The sequence below is a fragment of the Pseudomonas sp. NPDC087029 genome (genome assembly GCF_044745345.1).
In the GTDB taxonomy this organism is placed as follows: Bacteria; Pseudomonadota; Gammaproteobacteria; order Pseudomonadales; family Pseudomonadaceae; genus Aquipseudomonas; species Aquipseudomonas faucium.
This window is the reverse complement of record NZ_JBIVAB010000021.1, coordinates 31,625-48,451: the sequence shown is the minus strand read 5'-3', so window position 1 is coordinate 48,451 and position 16,827 is coordinate 31,625. Positions and strand designations below refer to the sequence as shown.

Sequence of the window (16,827 nt, the reverse complement as noted above, 5' to 3'; positions counted from 1 at the left end):
GTCAGTGCTCCCGGCTGGCGAAGTCGATGCGCGGATCGACCAGGGTGTAGGTCAGGTCGCCGATCAGTTTCACCACCAGCCCCAGCAGGGTGAAGATGAACAGGGTGCCGAAGACCACCGGGTAGTCGCGGTTGATCGCCGCTTCGAAGCTCATCAGGCCCAGGCCATCGAGGGAGAAGATCACCTCGATCAGCAGCGAGCCTGTGAAGAAGATGCCGATGAAGGCCGACGGGAAGCCGGCGATCACCAGCAGCATGGCGTTGCGGAACACATGCCCGTACAACACCCGCGGGCGGCTCAGGCCCTTGGCCTTGGCGGTGACCACGTACTGCTTGTTGATCTCGTCGAGGAAGCTGTTCTTGGTCAGCAAGGTCATGGTGGCGAAGTTGCCGATCACCAGCGCGGTGATCGGCAGAACCAGGTGCCAGAAGTAGTCGAGCACCTTGCCGGTGGTGGACAGCTCGTCGAAGTTGTTGGAGGTCAGCCCGCGCAGCGGGAACCAGTCGAAGTAGCTGCCGCCGGCGAACAGCACGATCAGCAGGATGGCGAACAGGAACGCGGGGATGGCGTAGCCGACGATGATCGCCGAACTGGTCCAGACGTCGAAGTGGCTGCCGTGGCGCACTGCCTTGGCGATGCCCAGCGGGATCGACACCAGGTACATGATCAGGGTGCTCCACAGCCCCAGCGAGATCGACACCGGCATCTTCTCGACGATCAGGTCGATGACCTTGGCGTCACGGAAGAAGCTGTCGCCAAAATCCAGCTGGGCGTAGTTCTTGACCATGATCCACAGGCGCTCGGGCGGCGACTTGTCGAAGCCGTACATGCGCTCGATTTCGGCGATCAATGCCGGGTCCAGGCCCTGGGCGCCGCGGTAGTTGGAGCCGGCCACCGACACTTCGGCGCCGCCACCGGCGATGCGGCTGGTGGCGCCCTCGAAGCCTTCGAGCTTGGCGATCATCTGCTCCACCGGGCCGCCGGGGGCGGCCTGGACGATGATGAAGTTGATGACCAGGATGCCGAACAGGGTGGGGATGATCAGCAGCAGGCGGCGCAGGATATAGGCCAGCATGTCAGTTGGCCTCTTGCGCAGGTGCGTCGACCACTGCCGGGGTGACGCCCGGTTTGATCCACCAGGTGTCGATGCCGATGTCGTACTTGGGCGACACCTTGGGGTGGCCGATGTGGTTCCAGTAGGCCACGCGCCAGGTCTTGATGTGCCAGTTGGGGATCACGTAGTAGCCCCACAGCAGCACGCGGTCGAGGGCGCGGGTGTGGTCGATCAGGCTCTGGCGCGAGTCGGCGTTGATCAGCTGTTCGACCAGTTGGTCGATGGCCGGGTCGCGCAGGCCGATGAAGTTGCGGCTGCCGGGGTTGTCGGCGGCGGCGCTGCTCCAGAACTCGCGCTGCTCGTTGCCCGGCGAGTTGGATTGCGGGTAGCCGCCGACGATCATGTCGAAGTCGCGCGAGCGCAGGCGGGTGATGTACTGCGAGACGTCGACGCGGCGAATGTTCAGGTCGATGCCAAGGTCGGCGAGGTTGCGCTTGAACGGCAGCAGGATGCGTTCGAACTCGGTCTGCGCCAGCAGGAACTCGATCGACACCGGCTTGCCATCCTTGTCGACCATCTTGTCGTCGACGATCTTCCAGCCGGCTTCCTGCAGCAGCTTGTAGGCCTGGCGCTGTTGCTCGCGGATCATGCCGCTGCCGTCGGTGACCGGGTTGTGGAAGGCCTCGCCGAACACCTGCTCGGGCACCTTGCCGCGCAGCGGTTCGAGGATTTTCAGCTCATCCGCGCTGGGCAGGCCCCTGGCGGCCATCTCGGAGTTCTCGAAGTAGCTGCCGGTGCGGGTGTAGGCGCCGTTGAACAGCTGCTTGTTGGTCCACTCGAAGTCCAGCAGCAGGCTCAGCGCATGGCGCACGCGGATGTCCTGGAACACCGGCTTGCGCAGGTTGAAGATGAAGCCCTGCATGCCGGTGGGGTTGCCGTTGGGCAGCTCTTCCTTGACCAGCCGGCCATCGCGCACCGCCGGCACGTTGTAGGCGGTGGCCCAGTTCTTCGCGCTGGTCTCCAGGCCATAGTCGAACTGGCCGGCCTTGAGCGCTTCGAGGGCGACGGTGTTGTCGCGGTAGGAATCGAAGGTCATCACGTCGAAGTTGTAGAAGCCGCGGTTGATCGGCAGGTCCTTGGCCCAGTAGTCCTTGACCCGCTCGTAGCGGATCGAGCGGCCGGCCTTGACCTCGGCGATCTTGTAGGGGCCGCTGCCCAGCGGGATTTCCAGGTTGCCGCGGTTGAAGTCGCGGCCCTCGTACCAGTGCTTGGGCAGCACCGGCAGCTGGCCGAGGATCAGCGGCAATTCGCGGTTGTTCTTGTGCTTGAACTTGAACAGCACGCGCAGCGGGTCTTCGGCGACCACTTCGGCGACGTCGGCGTAGTACTGGCGGTACAGCGGGGCGCCGTCCTTGATCAGGGCGTTGAAGGTGAACACCACGTCTTCGGCGCGCATCGGCTGGCCGTCGTGGAAGCGTGCCTCGGGGCGCAGGTAGAAGCGCACCCAGCTGTTGTCCGGGGCCTTTTCGATCTTGCCGGCGACCAGGCCGTATTCGGTGAAGGGTTCGTCCAGGCTCTGGCGCATCAGGGTGTCGTAGATGGCGCTGACGTTCTCGGCCGATACACCCTTGTTGATGAACGGGTTGAGGCTGTCGAAGCCGCCGAAGCTGGACTGGCGGAAGGTCCCGCCCTTGGGCGCGTCGGGGTTGACGAAGGCGAAGTGCTTGAAGTCGGCCGGGTATTTCGGCGCCTCGTCGTACAGGGTCAGCGCGTGTTGGGGCGCGGCCAGGGCCGGCAGGCTCAGGCAGGCGAGCAACAGGCTGCCGGCCAGCTGGCGCAGGCGGGGCATGGGCATCATTTGGCTTTCTCCGAAGGCTTTATCCACCAGCTGTTCAGCCCGAGGGTGTAGGGCGGCGTGGTGACGAAGGCGAACCGGTTGCGGTAGGCCAGGCGGTGATTGTCGAGATACCAGTTGGGGATCATGTAGTACTGCCATGAAAGCACCCGGTCCAGGGCGCGGGCGGCGGCGACCTGGTCGTCGCGGGTGCGCGCGGCGAGCAAGGTATCGAGCAGGTGGTCGACCACCGGGTCCTTGACCCCAGCATAGTTCTTGCTGCCCTTGGTCGAGGCTTGGCTCGAGTGGAAGTACAGCCACTGTTCGAGGCCTGGGCTCAAGGTCTGGTTGAGGGTCATCAGGATCATGTCGAAGTCGAACTGGTCCAGGCGTTGCTTGTACTGGGCACGGTCCACGGTGCGCAGGTGGGCATCGATGCCGATGCTCGCGAGGTTTTCGACATAGGGCTGCAGGATACGTTCGAGGTTGGGGTTCACCAGCAGCAATTCCAGGCGCAGTTGCCGGCCCTTGCTGTCCACCAGGCGCTGGCCGTCGAGCTTCCAGCCGGCCTGGCCGAGCAGGGTCAGGGCCTGGCGCAGGGTCTGGCGGCTGATGCCGCGCCCGTCGGTGTGGCTGACCTGGTAGGGCTGGGTGAACAGCTTGTCCGGCAGCTGGTCGCGAAATGGCGCCAGCAGCAGCCATTCCTTGCCGGTGGGCACGCCGGCAGCGGCGAACTCGCTGTTGGGGTAATAGCTGGTCGAGCGGCGGTAGGCGCTGCTGAACAGGGCGCGGTTGGTCCACTCGAAGTCGAGCATCAGGCCCAGCGCCTGGCGCACCCGCGCATCGCTGAAGCTGGCGCGGCGGCTGTTCATGAACAGGCCTTGGGTCTGGGTCGGGATGCGGTGCGGGATCTGCGCCTTGATCACCTCGCCCCGGCGCACGGCGGGGAAGTTGTAGCCGTTGGCCCAGTTCTTCGCCTGGTGCTCGATATAGATGTCGAACTCGCCGGCCTTGAACGCTTCGAAGGCCACCGTGGCATCGCGGTAGAACTCGAATTCGACGCGCTTGAAGTTGTACTTGCCGCGGTTGACTGCCAGGTCCTTGCCCCAGTAGTTCTTCACCCGCTCGAACACCAGGCGCCGGCCCGGCTGCACCTGGGTGATGCGGTAGGGGCCGCTGCCCAGCGGTGGCTCGAAGGTGGTGGCTTGGAAGTCGCGGCCTTGCCAGTAGTGCTTGGGCAGCACCGGCATTTCGCCCAGGCGCAGGATCAGCAGCGGGTTGCCGGCGCGCTTGAAGACGAAGCGGATGCGCAACGGGCCGAGTATGTCGACGCGCTGCACTTCCTGCAGGTTGGTGCGGTAGATCGGGTGGCCTTCCTTGAGCAGGGTGCGGTAGGTAAAGGCCACATCCGCCGAGGTGATCGGCTTGCCGTCGTGCCAGCGCGCTTCCGGGCGCAGGTTGAACACCACCCAGCTGCGATCCTCGCTGTATTCGACCGAACGCGCGATCAGGCCGTAACTGGAGGTGGCTTCGTCACCGGACGGGTCGTACTGGCCGGTGCCGACCATCAGCGTTTCGTTCAGCTCGCTGACGCCATACTGCAAAAAGTTTGGCGTGGTCACCGGGCTTGTGCCCTTGAAGGTGTAGGGGTTGAGCGTGTCGAAGGTGCCGAATGCCATGGCCCGCAAGGTGCCGCCCTTGGGCGCTTGCGGGTTGACCCAGTCGAAGTGGGTGAAGGTGGCTGGGTACTTGAGCGTGCCGAACTGCGCGTATCCGTGGCTTTCGCTCACCATCGCGGCTGCGGGAAAGCTCAAGGCCAGGCTGAGTGACAGCAGGAGGGGACGTATCAAGTCGGCATCCGATCCAGGGGCGTTGGGCTTTGGTCGGGGTACAGTAACAGCTTGGCGGGGTTGGAAAAAGGGTGTGTCCGGGGGAATGAAGAGGGCCGCTGTGCGGCCCCGGAATTCACATCAATGTGACAGGTAGACGGTCAGTGTCTGCCCTGGCTTGAGCGCATGCCCGCTGCGCGGATTCCAGCGCTTGAGGTGCTGCATCTCGACGTTGAAACGTTTGGCAACCAAATACAGGGAGTCGCCCTTGCGCACCTTGTACTGGGTCGAACGCTTGCCGGCGGCCGCTACCCGGTTGCCCGCAGCGCTTGGCGCGCTGCTGCCACGCAGGGCCAGTACCTGGCCGGCTTTTACCCGGTTGCCCGGCAACCTGTTCCAGCGCTGGATGTCCTTGACCGACACCCGGTTGGCCTGGGCGATGCTGCTCAGGTTGTCGCCGCGCTTGACCCGGTAGCTGCGCGCCGTGGCCGGCGCCTTGGCTTCGGCGATGGCGCGTTCGAACACTGCCTTGTTCGGCTGCAGGCTGACGATCTGCTCGGGCTTGAGGTCGGTCAGCAACTGCGCCTTGGCGGTCGGCACCAGCAGTTGCTTGGGGCCGTCCACGGTCATGCGCTTCTTGAACGCCGGGTTGAGCTGGATCAGCTCGTCTTCGTCGATGTTGGCGAAGGCAGCCACCCGCGACAGGTCGAGGCGTTCGTTGATGACGACTGCCTCGAAGTAGGGCTCGTTGGCGATCGGGTTGAGGTTTACGCCGTAGGCCTCGGGGGTCATGACCACCTGCGACAGGGCCAGCAGCTTGGGCACGTAGTCGCGGGTTTCCTGCGGCAGGGGCAGGTTCCAGTAGTCGGTGGGCAGGCCGAGCCGTTCGTTGCGCTCGATGGCGCGGCTGACGGTGCCTTCGCCGGCGTTGTAGGCGGCCAGGGCCAGCAGCCAGTCGCCGTTGAACATGTCGTGCAGGCGGGTTAGGTAGTCCAGCGCGGCGTTGGTCGACGCGGTGATGTCGCGGCGCCCGTCATAGAAGTTGGTCTGGCGCAGGTTGAAGTGGCGCCCCGTGGAGGGGATGAACTGCCACATGCCGGCGGCGTGGGCGCGCGAGTAGGCCATCGGGTTGTAGGCGCTTTCGATGGCCGGCAGCAGTGCCAGCTCCAGCGGCATGTCGCGCTCTTCGAGGCGCTCGACGATGTAGTGCAGGTAGAGGCTGCCGCGCTCGCCGGCACTTTCCAGGAAGGTCGGGTTGCTGGCGAACCACAGGCGCTGCTGCTCGATGCGCGGGTTGACGTCGATGCTGTCCTGCAGCACGAAGCCCTGGCGCATGCGCTCCCACACATCCTGCGGCGGCTCGGCAGGCTTGATCGCCAGCGGGGCCGGTTTGTGCTTGATCCGCGCCTGGTAGTTGTGCGCGCGAACGCTGTCGGCTTCGTCGACCTGACGGGTGCTCTGGCAGCCCACCAGGGTGGCGGCCAGCGCCAGCGCACTGATTTGGGCCAGGCGCGTCAGGGCGACTGAATGAGCGGTTCTGCGGCTACGGGAAGACATCGGCGGGGACAGGTTTCCGGGCAAAAAATTTCGGCGATTCTAGAAACCGCTCCCGGCCGGGTCAACCGTTGTCAGCCTGTTGCGATATATCTTGAGGTTATCAGAAGGTGTCCTTCCAAGACCTCAAGGCAGCAAAAACAGTGACCTGCGAGTCGTTTGAATGTCCCTTCCATTCGTCTGCTTTTTGTTTAACTAATGTTTCAGAGGTGCGCAAGAAGGGGTTGGTCAGGCGCTCCAGGCCAATCGTTGATGGCAATGTGATGCGATTTTCCGCACGTAAACGGGTAACGTCTTCGAACCGTTGCTGAACGTGCGGGTTGCTAGGTTCCACGGCCTTGGCAAAACGCAGGTTGCTCAAGGTGTATTCGTGGGCGCAATACACCTCGGTGTTCTCCGGCAGCGCCGCCAGGCGGGCCAGGGCTGGCTGCATCTGCTGCGGCGTGCCTTCGAACATTCGCCCGCAGCCGGCCGCGAACAGGGTGTCGCCGCTGAACAGCACGGGGGTGGCCGGCTGATCGCTGAAAAAGGCGATATGGCCCAGGGTGTGGCCCGGCACGGCAAGCACCTTGAAGGTCACGCCCAGCACGCTGACCTGGTCGCCGTCGTCCAGCGCCAGGTCGCGGCAGGGAATGCGCTCGTTGGCCGGGCCACAGACGCGGGCGCCGGTCAGCTGCTTGAGCCGTTCGACACCGCCGACGTGGTCGTTGTGGTGGTGGGTGACCAGGATGTCGTCCAGCACCCAGCCGGGGTGGGCAGCCAACCAGCCTTCCACTGGGCCGGCGTCGCCGGGATCGACCACCGCGCAACGGCGTTTGGCAGTATCCTGTAACAACCAGATGTAGTTGTCGGAGAAAGCGGGGAGAGCATCGATCTGTATCATGGTGCGGATCCGATTCGCCTAGCGTGGCACATGAGGGCATCTTAGCCGCGATGGCGCGGTGCGAGAACCTTCGAGGGAGAGCGCAATGACCGACCAAGCCTTTGCCCAGGCCGACCCAGACTGGGTCGAGCTGATCAGCCTGGCCCGTGAATGGTTCAACGGCCCACTCGGCCAGTTGATGCTCAAGGAAGAGGAAAAACTGCTGGAAGAAGAGCTCGGGCGCTTCTTCGGCGGTTACCTGGTGCATTACGGCCCCTGCGCCGACGCCCCGCCCAGCGCCCCCCAGGTGCAGCGCAACGTGCGCCTGGGCGCGCCGCTGCCGGGGGTGGAAATCGTCTGCGAAGAGCAGGCCTGGCCACTGAGCGAGCATGCCGCCGACGTGGTGGTGCTGCAGCATGGCCTGGATTTCTGCCTGTCGCCCCATGGCCTGCTGCGTGAAGCCGCCAGTGCCGTGCGCCCGGGCGGGCACTTGCTGATCGTTGGCATCAACCCCTGGAGCAGCTGGGGCATGCGCCATTTCTTCAGCCACGGCGCGCTGCGCAAGGCGCGTTGCATTTCACCGTCGCGGGTCGGCGACTGGCTCAACCTGCTGGGCTTCGCGCTGGAGAAACGCCGCTTCGGGTGCTATCGTCCGCCGCTTGCCTCGCCGGCCTGGCAACAACGCCTGGCGGGCTGGGAACGGCTGGCGGGTGGCTGGCAGAGCTCGGGTGGCGGGGTCTACCTGCTGGTGGCGCGCAAGATGGTGGTCGGCCTGCGGCCGTTGCGCCCGGAGCGCCGCGAACCGATGGGCAAGCTGCTGCCGTTGCCGTTGGCCAAGGTCAACCGCACCGCCGTCAACCCCGATACCGAAAAGCACTGAACATGAGTGGTACATGAGCGAAAGCGTCGAGCTGTATACCGATGGTGCCTGCAAGGGCAACCCTGGCCCGGGCGGCTGGGGCGTCCTGCTGATCTACAAGGGCGTCGAGAAGGAACTGTGGGGCGGCGAGCGCGAAACCACCAACAACCGCATGGAACTGATGGCGGCGATCCAGGGGCTGATGGCGCTCAAGCGCGAATGCGAGGTGGTGCTGACCACCGACTCGCAGTACGTGATGAAGGGCATCAACGAATGGATGGTCAACTGGAAGAAGCGCGGCTGGAAGACGGCCGCCAAGGAGCCGGTGAAAAATGCCGACCTGTGGCAGCTGCTCGATGAGCAGGTCAACCGCCACAAGGTCACCTGGAAGTGGGTGCGCGGTCATATCGGCCACCCCGGCAACGAGCGTGCCGACCAGCTGGCCAACCGTGGCGTCGAGGAAGTGCGCGCCAAGCGCTGAGCTGGGGTACAATCCGCGGCTCTGTAATTGATGCAAGTTGGAGCGCCCCGCGTGGAGCAGCAGCAAGATAAGCGGTTCGTCATTCTCGATACCGAAACCACGGGCATGCCGGTCAGCGAAGGCCACCGGATCATCGAGATCGGCTGCGTCGAGGTCATCGGCCGGCGCCTGACCGGGCGGCACTTCCACGTCTACCTGCAGCCTGACCGCGAAAGCGACGAGGGCGCGATCAACGTCCACGGCATCACCGATGCCTTCCTGGTGGGCAAGCCACGCTTCGCCGAGGTCGCCCAGGAGTTCTTCGAGTTCATCCAGGGCGCCACGCTGGTCATCCACAACGCGGCGTTCGACGTTGGCTTCATCAACAACGAATTCGCCCTGCTGGGCCAGCGCGAGCGCGCCGACATCGCCCAGCACTGCACCATCCTCGACACCCTGCTGCTGGCGCGTGCCCGTCACCCGGGGCAGCGCAACAGCCTCGACGCACTGTGCAAACGCTACGACATCGACAACTCCGGCCGCGACCTGCACGGCGCGTTGCTCGACTCCGAGTTGCTGGCGGACGTCTACCTGGCGATGACCGGGGGCCAGACCAGCCTTTCGCTGGCCGGGCATGGGGCTGATGGCGACAACGATGGGCAGGGCAGTGGGGGCAGTGAAATTCGCCGGATCGCAGGCCGGGCGCCAGGGCGGGTGATCATGGCCAATGCCGAGGAATTGGAGGCGCATGCCGAGCGCTTGGCGGCGATTGCCAAGTCGGCGGGTGGGCCTTCGATGTGGCAGGCATTGACCGAGACGCCGGCCGGTTGATTTACAGGCAGTAGCGGCCCTATCGCGGGCAAGCCGGCTCCCACAATGGGTTACCTGTGGGAGCCGGCTTGCCGGCGACAGGGCCGCCGCTGTAACCATCAGGCTCTACTACCCTGAGAGGGACGATCCGTCCTTCGGAGGTAGCAGCCTGATGTACAAGGACCTCAAGTTCCCCATCCTCATCGTCCACCGCGCCATCAAGGCCGACAGCGTCGCCGGCGAGCGCATCCGTGGCATCGCCGACGAACTGAGCCAGGACGGCTTCGCCATCCTCGCCGCTGCAGACCACGCCGAAGCGCGCCTGGTCGCCGCCACCCACCACGGCCTGGCCTGCATGCTGATCGCTGCCGAAGGCGTCGGCGCTAACACCCACCTGCTGGAAAACATCGCCGAGCTCATCCGCCTGGCGCGCGCGCGGGCGCCCGACCTGCCAATCTTCGCCCTGGGCGAGCAGGTGACCCTGGAAAATGCCCCCGCCGAGGCCATGGGCGAGCTGAACCAGCTACGCGGCATCCTTTATCTGTTCGAAGACACTGTGCCGTTCCTGGCCCGGCAGGTGGCGCGGGCTGCGCACAATTACCTCGACGGCCTGTTGCCGCCGTTCTTCAAAGCCCTGGTCCAGCACACCGCGCAGTCCAACTATTCCTGGCATACCCCAGGCCACGGCGGTGGCGTGGCCTACCGCAAAAGCCCGGTGGGCCAGGCATTCCACCAGTTCTTCGGGGAAAATACGCTGCGCTCGGACTTGTCCGTGTCGGTGCCCGAACTGGGCTCGCTGCTCGATCACACCGGCCCGCTGGCCCAGGCCGAGGCACGCGCGGCGCGAAACTTCGGCGCCGACCACACCTTCTTCGTGATCAACGGCACCTCCACCGCCAACAAGATCGTCTGGCATGCGATGGTCGGCCGCGACGACCTGGTGCTGGTGGACCGCAACTGCCACAAGTCGGTGGTGCACGCCATCATCATGACCGGTGCCATCCCGCTTTACCTGTGCCCCGAGCGCAACGAGCTGGGCATCATCGGGCCGATACCGCTCAGCGAGTTCACGCCCGAGGCGATCCAGGCAAAAATCCACGCCAACCCGCTGGCGCAGGGGCGTGAACCGCGAATCAAGCTGGCTGTGGTGACCAATTCCACCTACGACGGCCTGTGCTATCACGCCGGCCTGATCAAGCAGGTGCTGGGCCCTAGCGTCGAGGTGCTGCATTTCGACGAGGCCTGGTTCGCCTATGCCGCATTTCATGCCTTCTTCGCCGAACGCTACGCCATGGGCACCACGTGCAACGCGCAGAGCCCGCTGGTGTTCAGCACCCACTCCACCCACAAGCTGCTCGCCGCCTTCAGCCAGGCGTCCATGATTCATGTGCAGGATGGCGCCAAGCGCCAGCTCGATCGCGACCGTTTCAACGAAGCCTTCATGATGCATATCTCCACTTCGCCGCAGTACAGCATCATCGCGTCGCTGGATGTGGCGTCGGCGATGATGGAAGGGCCGGCGGGGCACTCGCTGTTGCAGGAGATGTTCGACGAGGCCTTGAGCTTTCGCCGTGCCCTGGCCAATTTGCGCGAGCATATCGCCGCCGATGACTGGTGGTTCAGCATCTGGCAGCCGCCGGCGGCGGAGGGCATCCAGCGCCTCGATGCCGCCGATTGGCTGCTGCAGCCGCGCGCCGAGTGGCACGGGTTTGGCGAGGTGGCGCCGGACTATGTGCTGCTCGACCCGCTGAAGGTGACCCTGGTGATGCCAGGCCTCAGCGCCGGCGGCGTACTGGGCGAGCACGGCATACCGGCGGCGGTGGTCAGCAAGTTTCTCTGGGAGCGTGGCCTGGTGGTGGAGAAGACCGGGCTGTACAGCTTCCTGGTGCTGTTCTCGATGGGCATCACCAAGGGCAAGTGGAGCACGCTGCTGACCGAGCTGCTGGAGTTCAAGCGCCATTACGATGCCAACACGTCGCTCGGCAGCTGCCTGCCGAGCATCGTCGCGGTCGATGGGGCTCGTTACCAGGGCATGGGCCTGCAGGATCTGTGCGACCAGCTGCACGCCTGCTACCGCAGCAATGCCACGGCCAAGCAGCTCAAGCGCCTGTTCACGCGTTTGCCGCAGGTGGCCATGACCCCGGCGCGGGCCTACGACCTGATGGTGCGCGGGGAGGTGGAGGCAGTGCCGATCGAGGCGTTGCTGGGCCGGGTCGCGGCGGTGATGCTGGTGCCGTACCCGCCGGGCATCCCGCTGATCATGCCGGGCGAGCGGTTCACCGAAACCACGCGCTCGATCCTCGACTACCTGGCGTTCGCCCGGGCCTTCAACAGTGGTTTCCCGGGCTTTGTCGCCGATGTGCATGGCCTGCAGAACGAGAGCGGCCAGTACACGGTGGACTGCATCAAGGAATGCGAATGATCTCCACGCCAGTGCGGGCCAGCTCGAAACGGTCCTCACCCAGGTGGTTGACGCGGTCGCCAATGGCCAGGCGATAGGTGGTGATCGGCGCGCCCAGGGCGCTGCCGTCGGTCTGCAGGGTCGACTCCTGGAACTCGTGAACGGGGTAGATGCGGCCTTCGGCGTCTCGGGCGTGGAATTGGCCGACCATTACTGCTGCCATTTAGGTGAAAACCTCTGAAATACGTAGGAAATGTCTGCAGCGATAGACCGTGCATCCCCGCCGGAGTTTTCGCCTACGGCAAAAAAAACCTAAGCGCCGAGGAACGGTCATCTATAACTACAACGTCTCTTTAGCCCGCAAAGGTTGGAAATCGCCATGAGCCAGGTGTATTCGGTAGCGGTTGTCGTCGGCAGCTTGCGCAAGGACTCCTACAACCGCAAGGTGGCCCGCGCCCTTTCAGAGCTGGCACCGTCCAGCCTTGCCTTGAAGATCGTCGAAATCGGCGACCTGCCGCTGTACAACGAGGATGTCGAGGCGGCGGGCGTGCCCGAGCCATGGAAGCGTTTTCGCGATGAGATCCGCCGCAGCGACGCGGTGCTGTTCGCCACCCCGGAGTACAACCGCTCGGTGCCCGGCTGCCTGAAAAATGCCATCGATGTGGGCTCGCGCCCTTACGGGCAGAGCGCCTGGGGTGGTAAGCCTGCGGCGGTGGTGAGTGTGTCGCCGGGGGCGATTGGCGGCTTTGGCGCCAACCATGCCTTGCGCCAGTCGCTGGTGTTTCTCGACATGCCCTGCATGCAGATGCCAGAGGCGTATCTGGGCGGCGCGGCGAGCCTGTTCGATGACAGTGGCAAGCTCAACGACAAGACCCGGCCGTTCCTGCAGGGCTTCATCGACAAGTTCGCCTCCTGGGTGAAGCTCAATCGGGCCGCCTGACAGGGCCCTATCGCCGGCAAGCCGGCTCCCACGGGTAAAGGTATGTGCAATGCCTGTGGGAGCCGGCTTGCCGGCGATGGTTGCAACGCCGCGCTATCAGAACGCCTGCGGCATCTCACCCTTGGCCAACCGCCGGTTGATGTCGGCAATCACCTCAGGCAGATCATTGATGGTGTCGATCAGGTAGTGCGGGCGCGACCCTTCGAACAGCTTGTGAATGCGCTTGCGCTCGCTTTCCAGCTTCTCGGCGCTCACCGCCTGATATTCCTCCCAGGTCAACCCCAGGGCATTGCCCGAGCACACCAGGGCCACGGTCCACATGCCGGCACGGCGGCCTTCCAGAATCCCCGGCACGGTGTCGTCGACCTTCACGCACGCCGCCACGTCATCGATGCCCAGGGCAATCACGTTGGCCAGTGCCTGGGCCGGCCATGGGCGGCCATTGGGGGTTTCATCGGTGGCCACCACGTGGTCGGCGACATAGCCGTTCTTGGCCGCCAGCTCCACCACCTTGTCCATCACCACCTTCGGGTAGCCCGAGCACGAGCCGATCTTGAGGCCTTCCTGGCGCAGGCCGGTGAGGGTGTCCAGGGCACCTGGGATCAGCGCCGAATGCACGGCGATCTTCTCGATCTGCAGCGGCATGAAGCGGTTGTAGATGGCTGTGACATCATCGTCGGTCGGGGTGCGGCCGAACACCTTGCGGTAGCGCTCGGCGATTTCCGGCACGTCGCACAGGGTGCGGATGTGGTCCCACTTGCCCATGCCCATCGGGCCTCGGGCTTCTTCGATCGATACCTGCACGTCGAACTCGGCGAAGGCTTCGACGAAGATCTGGGTTGGGGCGAAGGAGCCGAAGTCGACCACGGTGCCGGCCCAGTCGAGGATGGCGGCTTGCAGCTGGGTAGGATTGCTGTAGTTCATGTGCGCGTTTTCCTGAAAGTGGTGAGGCAGAGGGTCAGATGTCCAGTACTTGCATTTCCCGCAGCACTTGGGCCACGGCATTGACGGCAGCTTGCATGCCATCGGGCCCGACCACGCCGATGCAGCCGACGCGGAAGGTTTCGACCTGGGTCAGCTTGCCCGGGTAGAGGATGAAGCCCTTGGCCTTGACCCGCTCGTAGAAGTCCTTGAACTGGTAGCGGGCATCGTTCGGTGCGTGGAAGGTGACGATGATCGGCGCCTGGATCTCGGCCGGCAGGAAGCTGCGCAGGCCGATGGCGGCCATGCCGTCGAGCAGGGTCTTGCAGTTGTCGGCATAGCGCTGGTGGCGGGCCGGCAGGCCGCCTTCTTCGAAGTACTGCTGCAACGCTTCGTGCAGGGCAGCGACCACGTGGGTGGGCGGGGTGAAGCGCCACTGGCCGGTCTTGGCCATGTAGGCGTGCTGGTCGTGCAGGTCCATGGCCAGCGAGTGGGCATTGCCTTCGGCAGCGGCCAGGGCGGTTTTCTCGGCGAACACGAAGCCCATGCCCGGTACGCCTTCCAGGCACTTGCCGGAGGCGGCGATCAGCGCTTCGAAGGGGATTTCGCGGGCATCGATCGGCAGTGCGCCGAACGAGCTCATGGCATCGATGATCAGGCGTTTGCCGTGGTTCTTGATGACCTGGGCAATCTCCGGCAGCGGGTTGAGGATGCCGGTGCTGGTTTCGCAGTGGATCAGCGCCACGTGGGTCACGGCCGGGTCTGCGGCCAGCAGGCGGTCGACGTCGGCGGCGGTGGTCGGCTGGTCTTCGGCGGTCTCGAAGGTGGTGAAGCTGCGGCCCAGCACCTTGCAGATCTTCGCCAGGCGTTGGCCGTAGGCGCCGTTGATCAGGACCAGCACCTTGCCGTCACGCGGCACCAGGGTGCCGATGGCCGCTTCCACGGCGAAGGTGCCGCTGCCCTGCAGGGGCACGCAGTGGTGGCTGGCGCTGCCGTCGATGATCGCCAACAGTTGCTCGCAGACGCTGGCGGTCAGTTGGTTGAAATCGCGGTCCCAGGAGCCCCAGTCCACCAGCATGGCTTGGCGGGTGCGGAGTGATGTGGTCAGTGGGCCGGGGGTCAGCAGGATCGGGGCGTTGCTCATTCCGTGGTTCCTCACAAGCTGCGGGTTTCGCCAGTTGGTTGGGCGCTGAAACTACGGGGCCTAGGTTGCAATTCACCGAGCTATCAATCAAATTGTTTGTCGTTATGCCAGCCATAAGTCAGGCCGATACAAAATGAACCTTTTCCAGCTTCGCGCTTTCGATGCGGTTGCCCGCGAGGGCAGTTTCACCCGCGCCGCCGAGCGCCTGTTCATCAGCCAGCCGGCGGTGACCGGGCACGTCAAGGCGTTGGAGGAGCACTACCAGATCACCTTGCTGCGGCGCACCGCCCGGCGTGTGGAATTGACCCCAGAGGGCACGCGCCTGGCGGCCATCACCCGGGCCATGTTCGGCCTGGCCGAAGAGGCCCAGGCAATGCTCGAGGCCAACCGCCAATTGCTCACCGGGCGCCTGGAAGTGGCGGCCGACGGGCCGCACCGGGTGATGCCGATGCTTGCCCTGCTGCGCGAGCGTTACCCGGGCATCACCGTCAACCTGCGCCTGGGCAATGCCCAGGAAACCCTGGCCGCGCTGTTGTCCGAGCACGCTGACGTGGCCGTGCTGACCGAGATCGAGCCGCGCAAGGGCCTGCACCTGCAGAACCTCTGCGAGTCGCGCTTGTGCGCACTGCTGCCGGTGGGGCACGACTGGGCCAGGGGCGAGGGCGACCTGCCGCTGGCGGCGCTGCACCAGCAGATCATGGTGCTGCGCGAGCCGAGCTCGACCACCCGGCGCACCTTCGACAAGGCCTGCGCCCAGGCCAAGGTACAGCCGCGGGTACTGCTGGAGCTGGACAGCCGCGAGGCGGTCACCGAGGCCGTGGCTTCGCAGCTGGGCATCGGCGTCGTCTCTTCGACCGAGGTGGCCCATGACCCGCGGGTGTTGGCCCGGCCGTTGGCCGGGCAGGGCTTGCGCAACCAGCACATGCTCGGCTGCCTGGAGCGGCGCCGCGAACTGCGCCTGATCCAGGCCTTCCTGGGCTTGGCGGCAAGCCTGTGAGGCCGCGCCGGCTTGCCGTAAGATGGCCGCCAGTGAGCAACCTGGCGCCGGATGGCCGATGAGCGAGAAAGACACGATTTCCATGCAGCTGGTGCGTGAAGCCCTGTTGCAGAGCTGCCCCGACAGCGATGCGGCCGCTGCCTTGCTGCGGCGCGCCGGGATCGATGCGGGCTTGCTGGAGCAGCCGGATGCGCGGGTGGCTGCCGGTGCCTATGCACGCGTGTGGCGCCTGCTGTCGCAGCGCTGCAATGACGAATTCTTCGCCATGGACCCCCGTGGCCTGCGGGGCGGCAGCCTGGCCCTGCTGGCCCGCGCGGCCATGGCCCAGCCCAGCCTGGGCGAGGCGCTGGATGTGGCCTTGGGCTTTCTCGGCCTGATGCTCGAAGACCTGCAACCGGTGCTGGTACGCCAGGGCAGCCTGGCCGAGATCGTCATCGGCGAGCCCCGTGAACAGCCCCGGCGGGCCTTCACCTACTTCACCTTCTGGATGATCGTGCATGGCGTGGCTTGCTGGCTGGCCGGGCGGCGCATCCCGATTCTGGCCATCGACCTGCGCTGCGCCGAGCCGCCGTTCTGCGACGACTACCGGGTGATGTTCTCCGAGAACCTGCAGTTCGACCGCCCCCGCACGCGCATGATCATCGCCGCCGATTGCCTGGCGCTGACGCCCAGGCGCACGGCCGAAGACCTGCAGCGCTTTCTGGCGCAGGTGCCGGGCAATATCCTGGTCAAGTACCGCGACCCCGACAGCCTGGCCCGGCGCATCCGCCACGACCTGCGCCAGCATGACCCGGCCGGCTGGCCCGATGCCGAGCGCCTGGCGCTGGGCCTGTGCATGTCGGCGTCGACCCTGCGCCGGCGCCTGGCCGAGGAAGGGCAGACCTACCAGGGCCTGAAGGACAGCGTGCGCCGCGAGTTGGCGATCACCTGGCTGGCCGAAGCCGACCTTGGCCTGGCACAGGTGGCGGAGCGCCTGGGATTTGCCGACAGCAGTTCGTTCTACAAGGCGTTTCGCAAGTGGTTCGGCTGCAACCCGGGGCATTACCGCACGCTGGTAGTGCAGGGCGACGGCGCCGCCTGAGCGCCACAAACCGCCGTGCGGGGCAGTTCCCTGTGCCTTGGCAAGTGGCCCTTGCTCACTGTATGGGCCCCTCCAACCCGC

General features: G+C 65.2%; 15 protein-coding genes. 7 read left to right on the top strand and 8 right to left on the bottom strand.

The annotated features are described in order from the left end of the window. Window position 1: 1 nt before the first annotated feature. The 5 genes from ACIPG5_RS23595 to gloB form a co-directional block, all read right to left on the bottom strand. Entirely contained in the window at window positions 2-1,075 is a 1,074-nt protein-coding gene (locus ACIPG5_RS23595; protein ID WP_176516327.1) for a microcin C ABC transporter permease YejB, read from the bottom strand. Window position 1,076: 1 nt separating this feature from the next. After that, entirely contained in the window at window positions 1,077-2,912 is a 1,836-nt protein-coding gene (locus ACIPG5_RS23590) for an extracellular solute-binding protein (protein WP_401378497.1), read from the bottom strand. Next, entirely contained in the window at window positions 2,909-4,738 is a 1,830-nt protein-coding gene (locus ACIPG5_RS23585; protein ID WP_236237394.1) for an extracellular solute-binding protein, read from the bottom strand. The genes ACIPG5_RS23590 and ACIPG5_RS23585 overlap by 4 nt, the downstream gene beginning before the upstream one ends. Window positions 4,739-4,858: 120 nt before the next feature. Beyond that, window positions 4,859-6,274: a transglycosylase SLT domain-containing protein gene (locus ACIPG5_RS23580; RefSeq protein ID WP_401378494.1), complete on the bottom strand. Its 1,416-nt coding sequence runs from the start codon at window positions 6,272-6,274 to the stop codon at window positions 4,859-4,861. Between the two features lie 100 nt (window positions 6,275-6,374). Then, window positions 6,375-7,154 carry a hydroxyacylglutathione hydrolase gene (gene gloB, locus ACIPG5_RS23575; RefSeq protein WP_401378493.1) on the bottom strand — a complete coding sequence of 260 codons (780 nt, stop codon included), beginning with the start codon at window positions 7,152-7,154 and terminating at the stop codon, window positions 6,375-6,377. Between the two features lie 85 nt (window positions 7,155-7,239). On the opposite strand from gloB, the gene ACIPG5_RS23570 reads away from it, so the two are divergent. The 4 genes from ACIPG5_RS23570 (at window position 7,240) to ACIPG5_RS23555 (ending at window position 11,684) form a co-directional block, all read left to right on the top strand. Beyond that, window positions 7,240-8,013 carry a class I SAM-dependent methyltransferase gene (locus ACIPG5_RS23570; protein WP_236237396.1) on the top strand — a complete coding sequence of 258 codons (774 nt, stop codon included), beginning with the start codon at window positions 7,240-7,242 and terminating at the stop codon, window positions 8,011-8,013. Window positions 8,014-8,026: 13 nt separating this feature from the next. Beyond that, entirely contained in the window at window positions 8,027-8,473 is a 447-nt protein-coding gene (gene rnhA, locus ACIPG5_RS23565; RefSeq protein WP_176516318.1) for a ribonuclease HI, read from the top strand. 51 nt (window positions 8,474-8,524) lie between these two features. Then, window positions 8,525-9,283, top strand: coding sequence for a DNA polymerase III subunit epsilon (gene dnaQ, locus ACIPG5_RS23560; RefSeq protein ID WP_286912706.1), 759 nt, complete (start codon window positions 8,525-8,527; stop codon window positions 9,281-9,283). Between the two features lie 151 nt (window positions 9,284-9,434). Continuing rightward, the gene (locus tag ACIPG5_RS23555; RefSeq protein ID WP_401378491.1) at window positions 9,435-11,684 is read left to right on the top strand and encodes an Orn/Lys/Arg decarboxylase N-terminal domain-containing protein; all 2,250 of its coding nucleotides are present in this window, start codon (window positions 9,435-9,437) and stop codon (window positions 11,682-11,684) included. On the opposite strand, the gene ACIPG5_RS23550 is transcribed toward ACIPG5_RS23555, so the two are convergent. Beyond that, window positions 11,668-11,886, bottom strand: a complete 219-nt coding sequence (locus ACIPG5_RS23550; RefSeq protein ID WP_176516311.1) for a hypothetical protein — start codon at window positions 11,884-11,886, stop codon at window positions 11,668-11,670. The genes ACIPG5_RS23555 and ACIPG5_RS23550 overlap by 17 nt on opposite strands. 156 nt (window positions 11,887-12,042) lie before the next feature. Here ACIPG5_RS23550 and ACIPG5_RS23545 point away from each other — a divergent pair, with 156 nt between their 5' ends. Then, on the top strand, window positions 12,043-12,603 hold the full coding sequence (locus ACIPG5_RS23545; RefSeq protein WP_176516309.1) for an NADPH-dependent FMN reductase: 561 nt from the start codon (window positions 12,043-12,045) through the stop codon (window positions 12,601-12,603). A gap of 96 nt (window positions 12,604-12,699) precedes the next feature. Here ACIPG5_RS23545 and phnX read toward each other — a convergent pair whose 3' ends face one another. Beyond that, on the bottom strand, window positions 12,700-13,527 hold the full coding sequence (phnX, locus tag ACIPG5_RS23540; RefSeq protein ID WP_176516307.1) for a phosphonoacetaldehyde hydrolase: 828 nt from the start codon (window positions 13,525-13,527) through the stop codon (window positions 12,700-12,702). A gap of 34 nt (window positions 13,528-13,561) precedes the next feature. Next, window positions 13,562-14,668, bottom strand: coding sequence for a 2-aminoethylphosphonate--pyruvate transaminase (locus ACIPG5_RS23535; protein WP_401378488.1), 1,107 nt, complete (start codon window positions 14,666-14,668; stop codon window positions 13,562-13,564). A gap of 133 nt (window positions 14,669-14,801) precedes the next feature. On the opposite strand from ACIPG5_RS23535, the gene ACIPG5_RS23530 reads away from it, so the two are divergent. Continuing rightward, complete coding sequence (locus ACIPG5_RS23530; RefSeq protein ID WP_176516302.1) at window positions 14,802-15,665, top strand: LysR substrate-binding domain-containing protein; 864 nt, start codon at window positions 14,802-14,804, stop codon at window positions 15,663-15,665. 58 nt (window positions 15,666-15,723) lie between these two features. After that, window positions 15,724-16,746, top strand: a complete 1,023-nt coding sequence (locus ACIPG5_RS23525) for an AraC family transcriptional regulator (RefSeq protein WP_176516300.1) — start codon at window positions 15,724-15,726, stop codon at window positions 16,744-16,746. Window positions 16,747-16,827: the final 81 nt, after the last annotated feature.

What these genes read in the sequence shown, in the direction of transcription:
- ACIPG5_RS23590 (WP_401378497.1), bottom strand. Translation starts at nt 2,912, where the DNA reads ATGATGCCCATGCCCCGCCTGCGCCAGCTGGCCGGCAGCCTGTTGCTC.
- ACIPG5_RS23580 (WP_401378494.1), bottom strand. Translation starts at nt 6,274, where the DNA reads ATGTCTTCCCGTAGCCGCAGAACCGCTCATTCAGTCGCCCTGACGCGC.
- ACIPG5_RS23595 (WP_176516327.1), bottom strand. Translation starts at nt 1,075, where the DNA reads ATGCTGGCCTATATCCTGCGCCGCCTGCTGCTGATCATCCCCACCCTG.
- ACIPG5_RS23535 (WP_401378488.1), bottom strand. Translation starts at nt 14,668, where the DNA reads ATGAGCAACGCCCCGATCCTGCTGACCCCCGGCCCACTGACCACATCA.
- ACIPG5_RS23525 (WP_176516300.1), top strand. Translation starts at nt 15,724, where the DNA reads ATGAGCGAGAAAGACACGATTTCCATGCAGCTGGTGCGTGAAGCCCTG.
- phnX (WP_176516307.1), bottom strand. Translation starts at nt 13,527, where the DNA reads ATGAACTACAGCAATCCTACCCAGCTGCAAGCCGCCATCCTCGACTGG.
- ACIPG5_RS23550 (WP_176516311.1), bottom strand. Translation starts at nt 11,886, where the DNA reads ATGGCAGCAGTAATGGTCGGCCAATTCCACGCCCGAGACGCCGAAGGC.
- ACIPG5_RS23545 (WP_176516309.1), top strand. Translation starts at nt 12,043, where the DNA reads ATGAGCCAGGTGTATTCGGTAGCGGTTGTCGTCGGCAGCTTGCGCAAG.
- ACIPG5_RS23530 (WP_176516302.1), top strand. Translation starts at nt 14,802, where the DNA reads ATGAACCTTTTCCAGCTTCGCGCTTTCGATGCGGTTGCCCGCGAGGGC.
- ACIPG5_RS23555 (WP_401378491.1), top strand. Translation starts at nt 9,435, where the DNA reads ATGTACAAGGACCTCAAGTTCCCCATCCTCATCGTCCACCGCGCCATC.
- gloB (WP_401378493.1), bottom strand. Translation starts at nt 7,154, where the DNA reads ATGATACAGATCGATGCTCTCCCCGCTTTCTCCGACAACTACATCTGG.
- ACIPG5_RS23570 (WP_236237396.1), top strand. Translation starts at nt 7,240, where the DNA reads ATGACCGACCAAGCCTTTGCCCAGGCCGACCCAGACTGGGTCGAGCTG.
- rnhA (WP_176516318.1), top strand. Translation starts at nt 8,027, where the DNA reads ATGAGCGAAAGCGTCGAGCTGTATACCGATGGTGCCTGCAAGGGCAAC.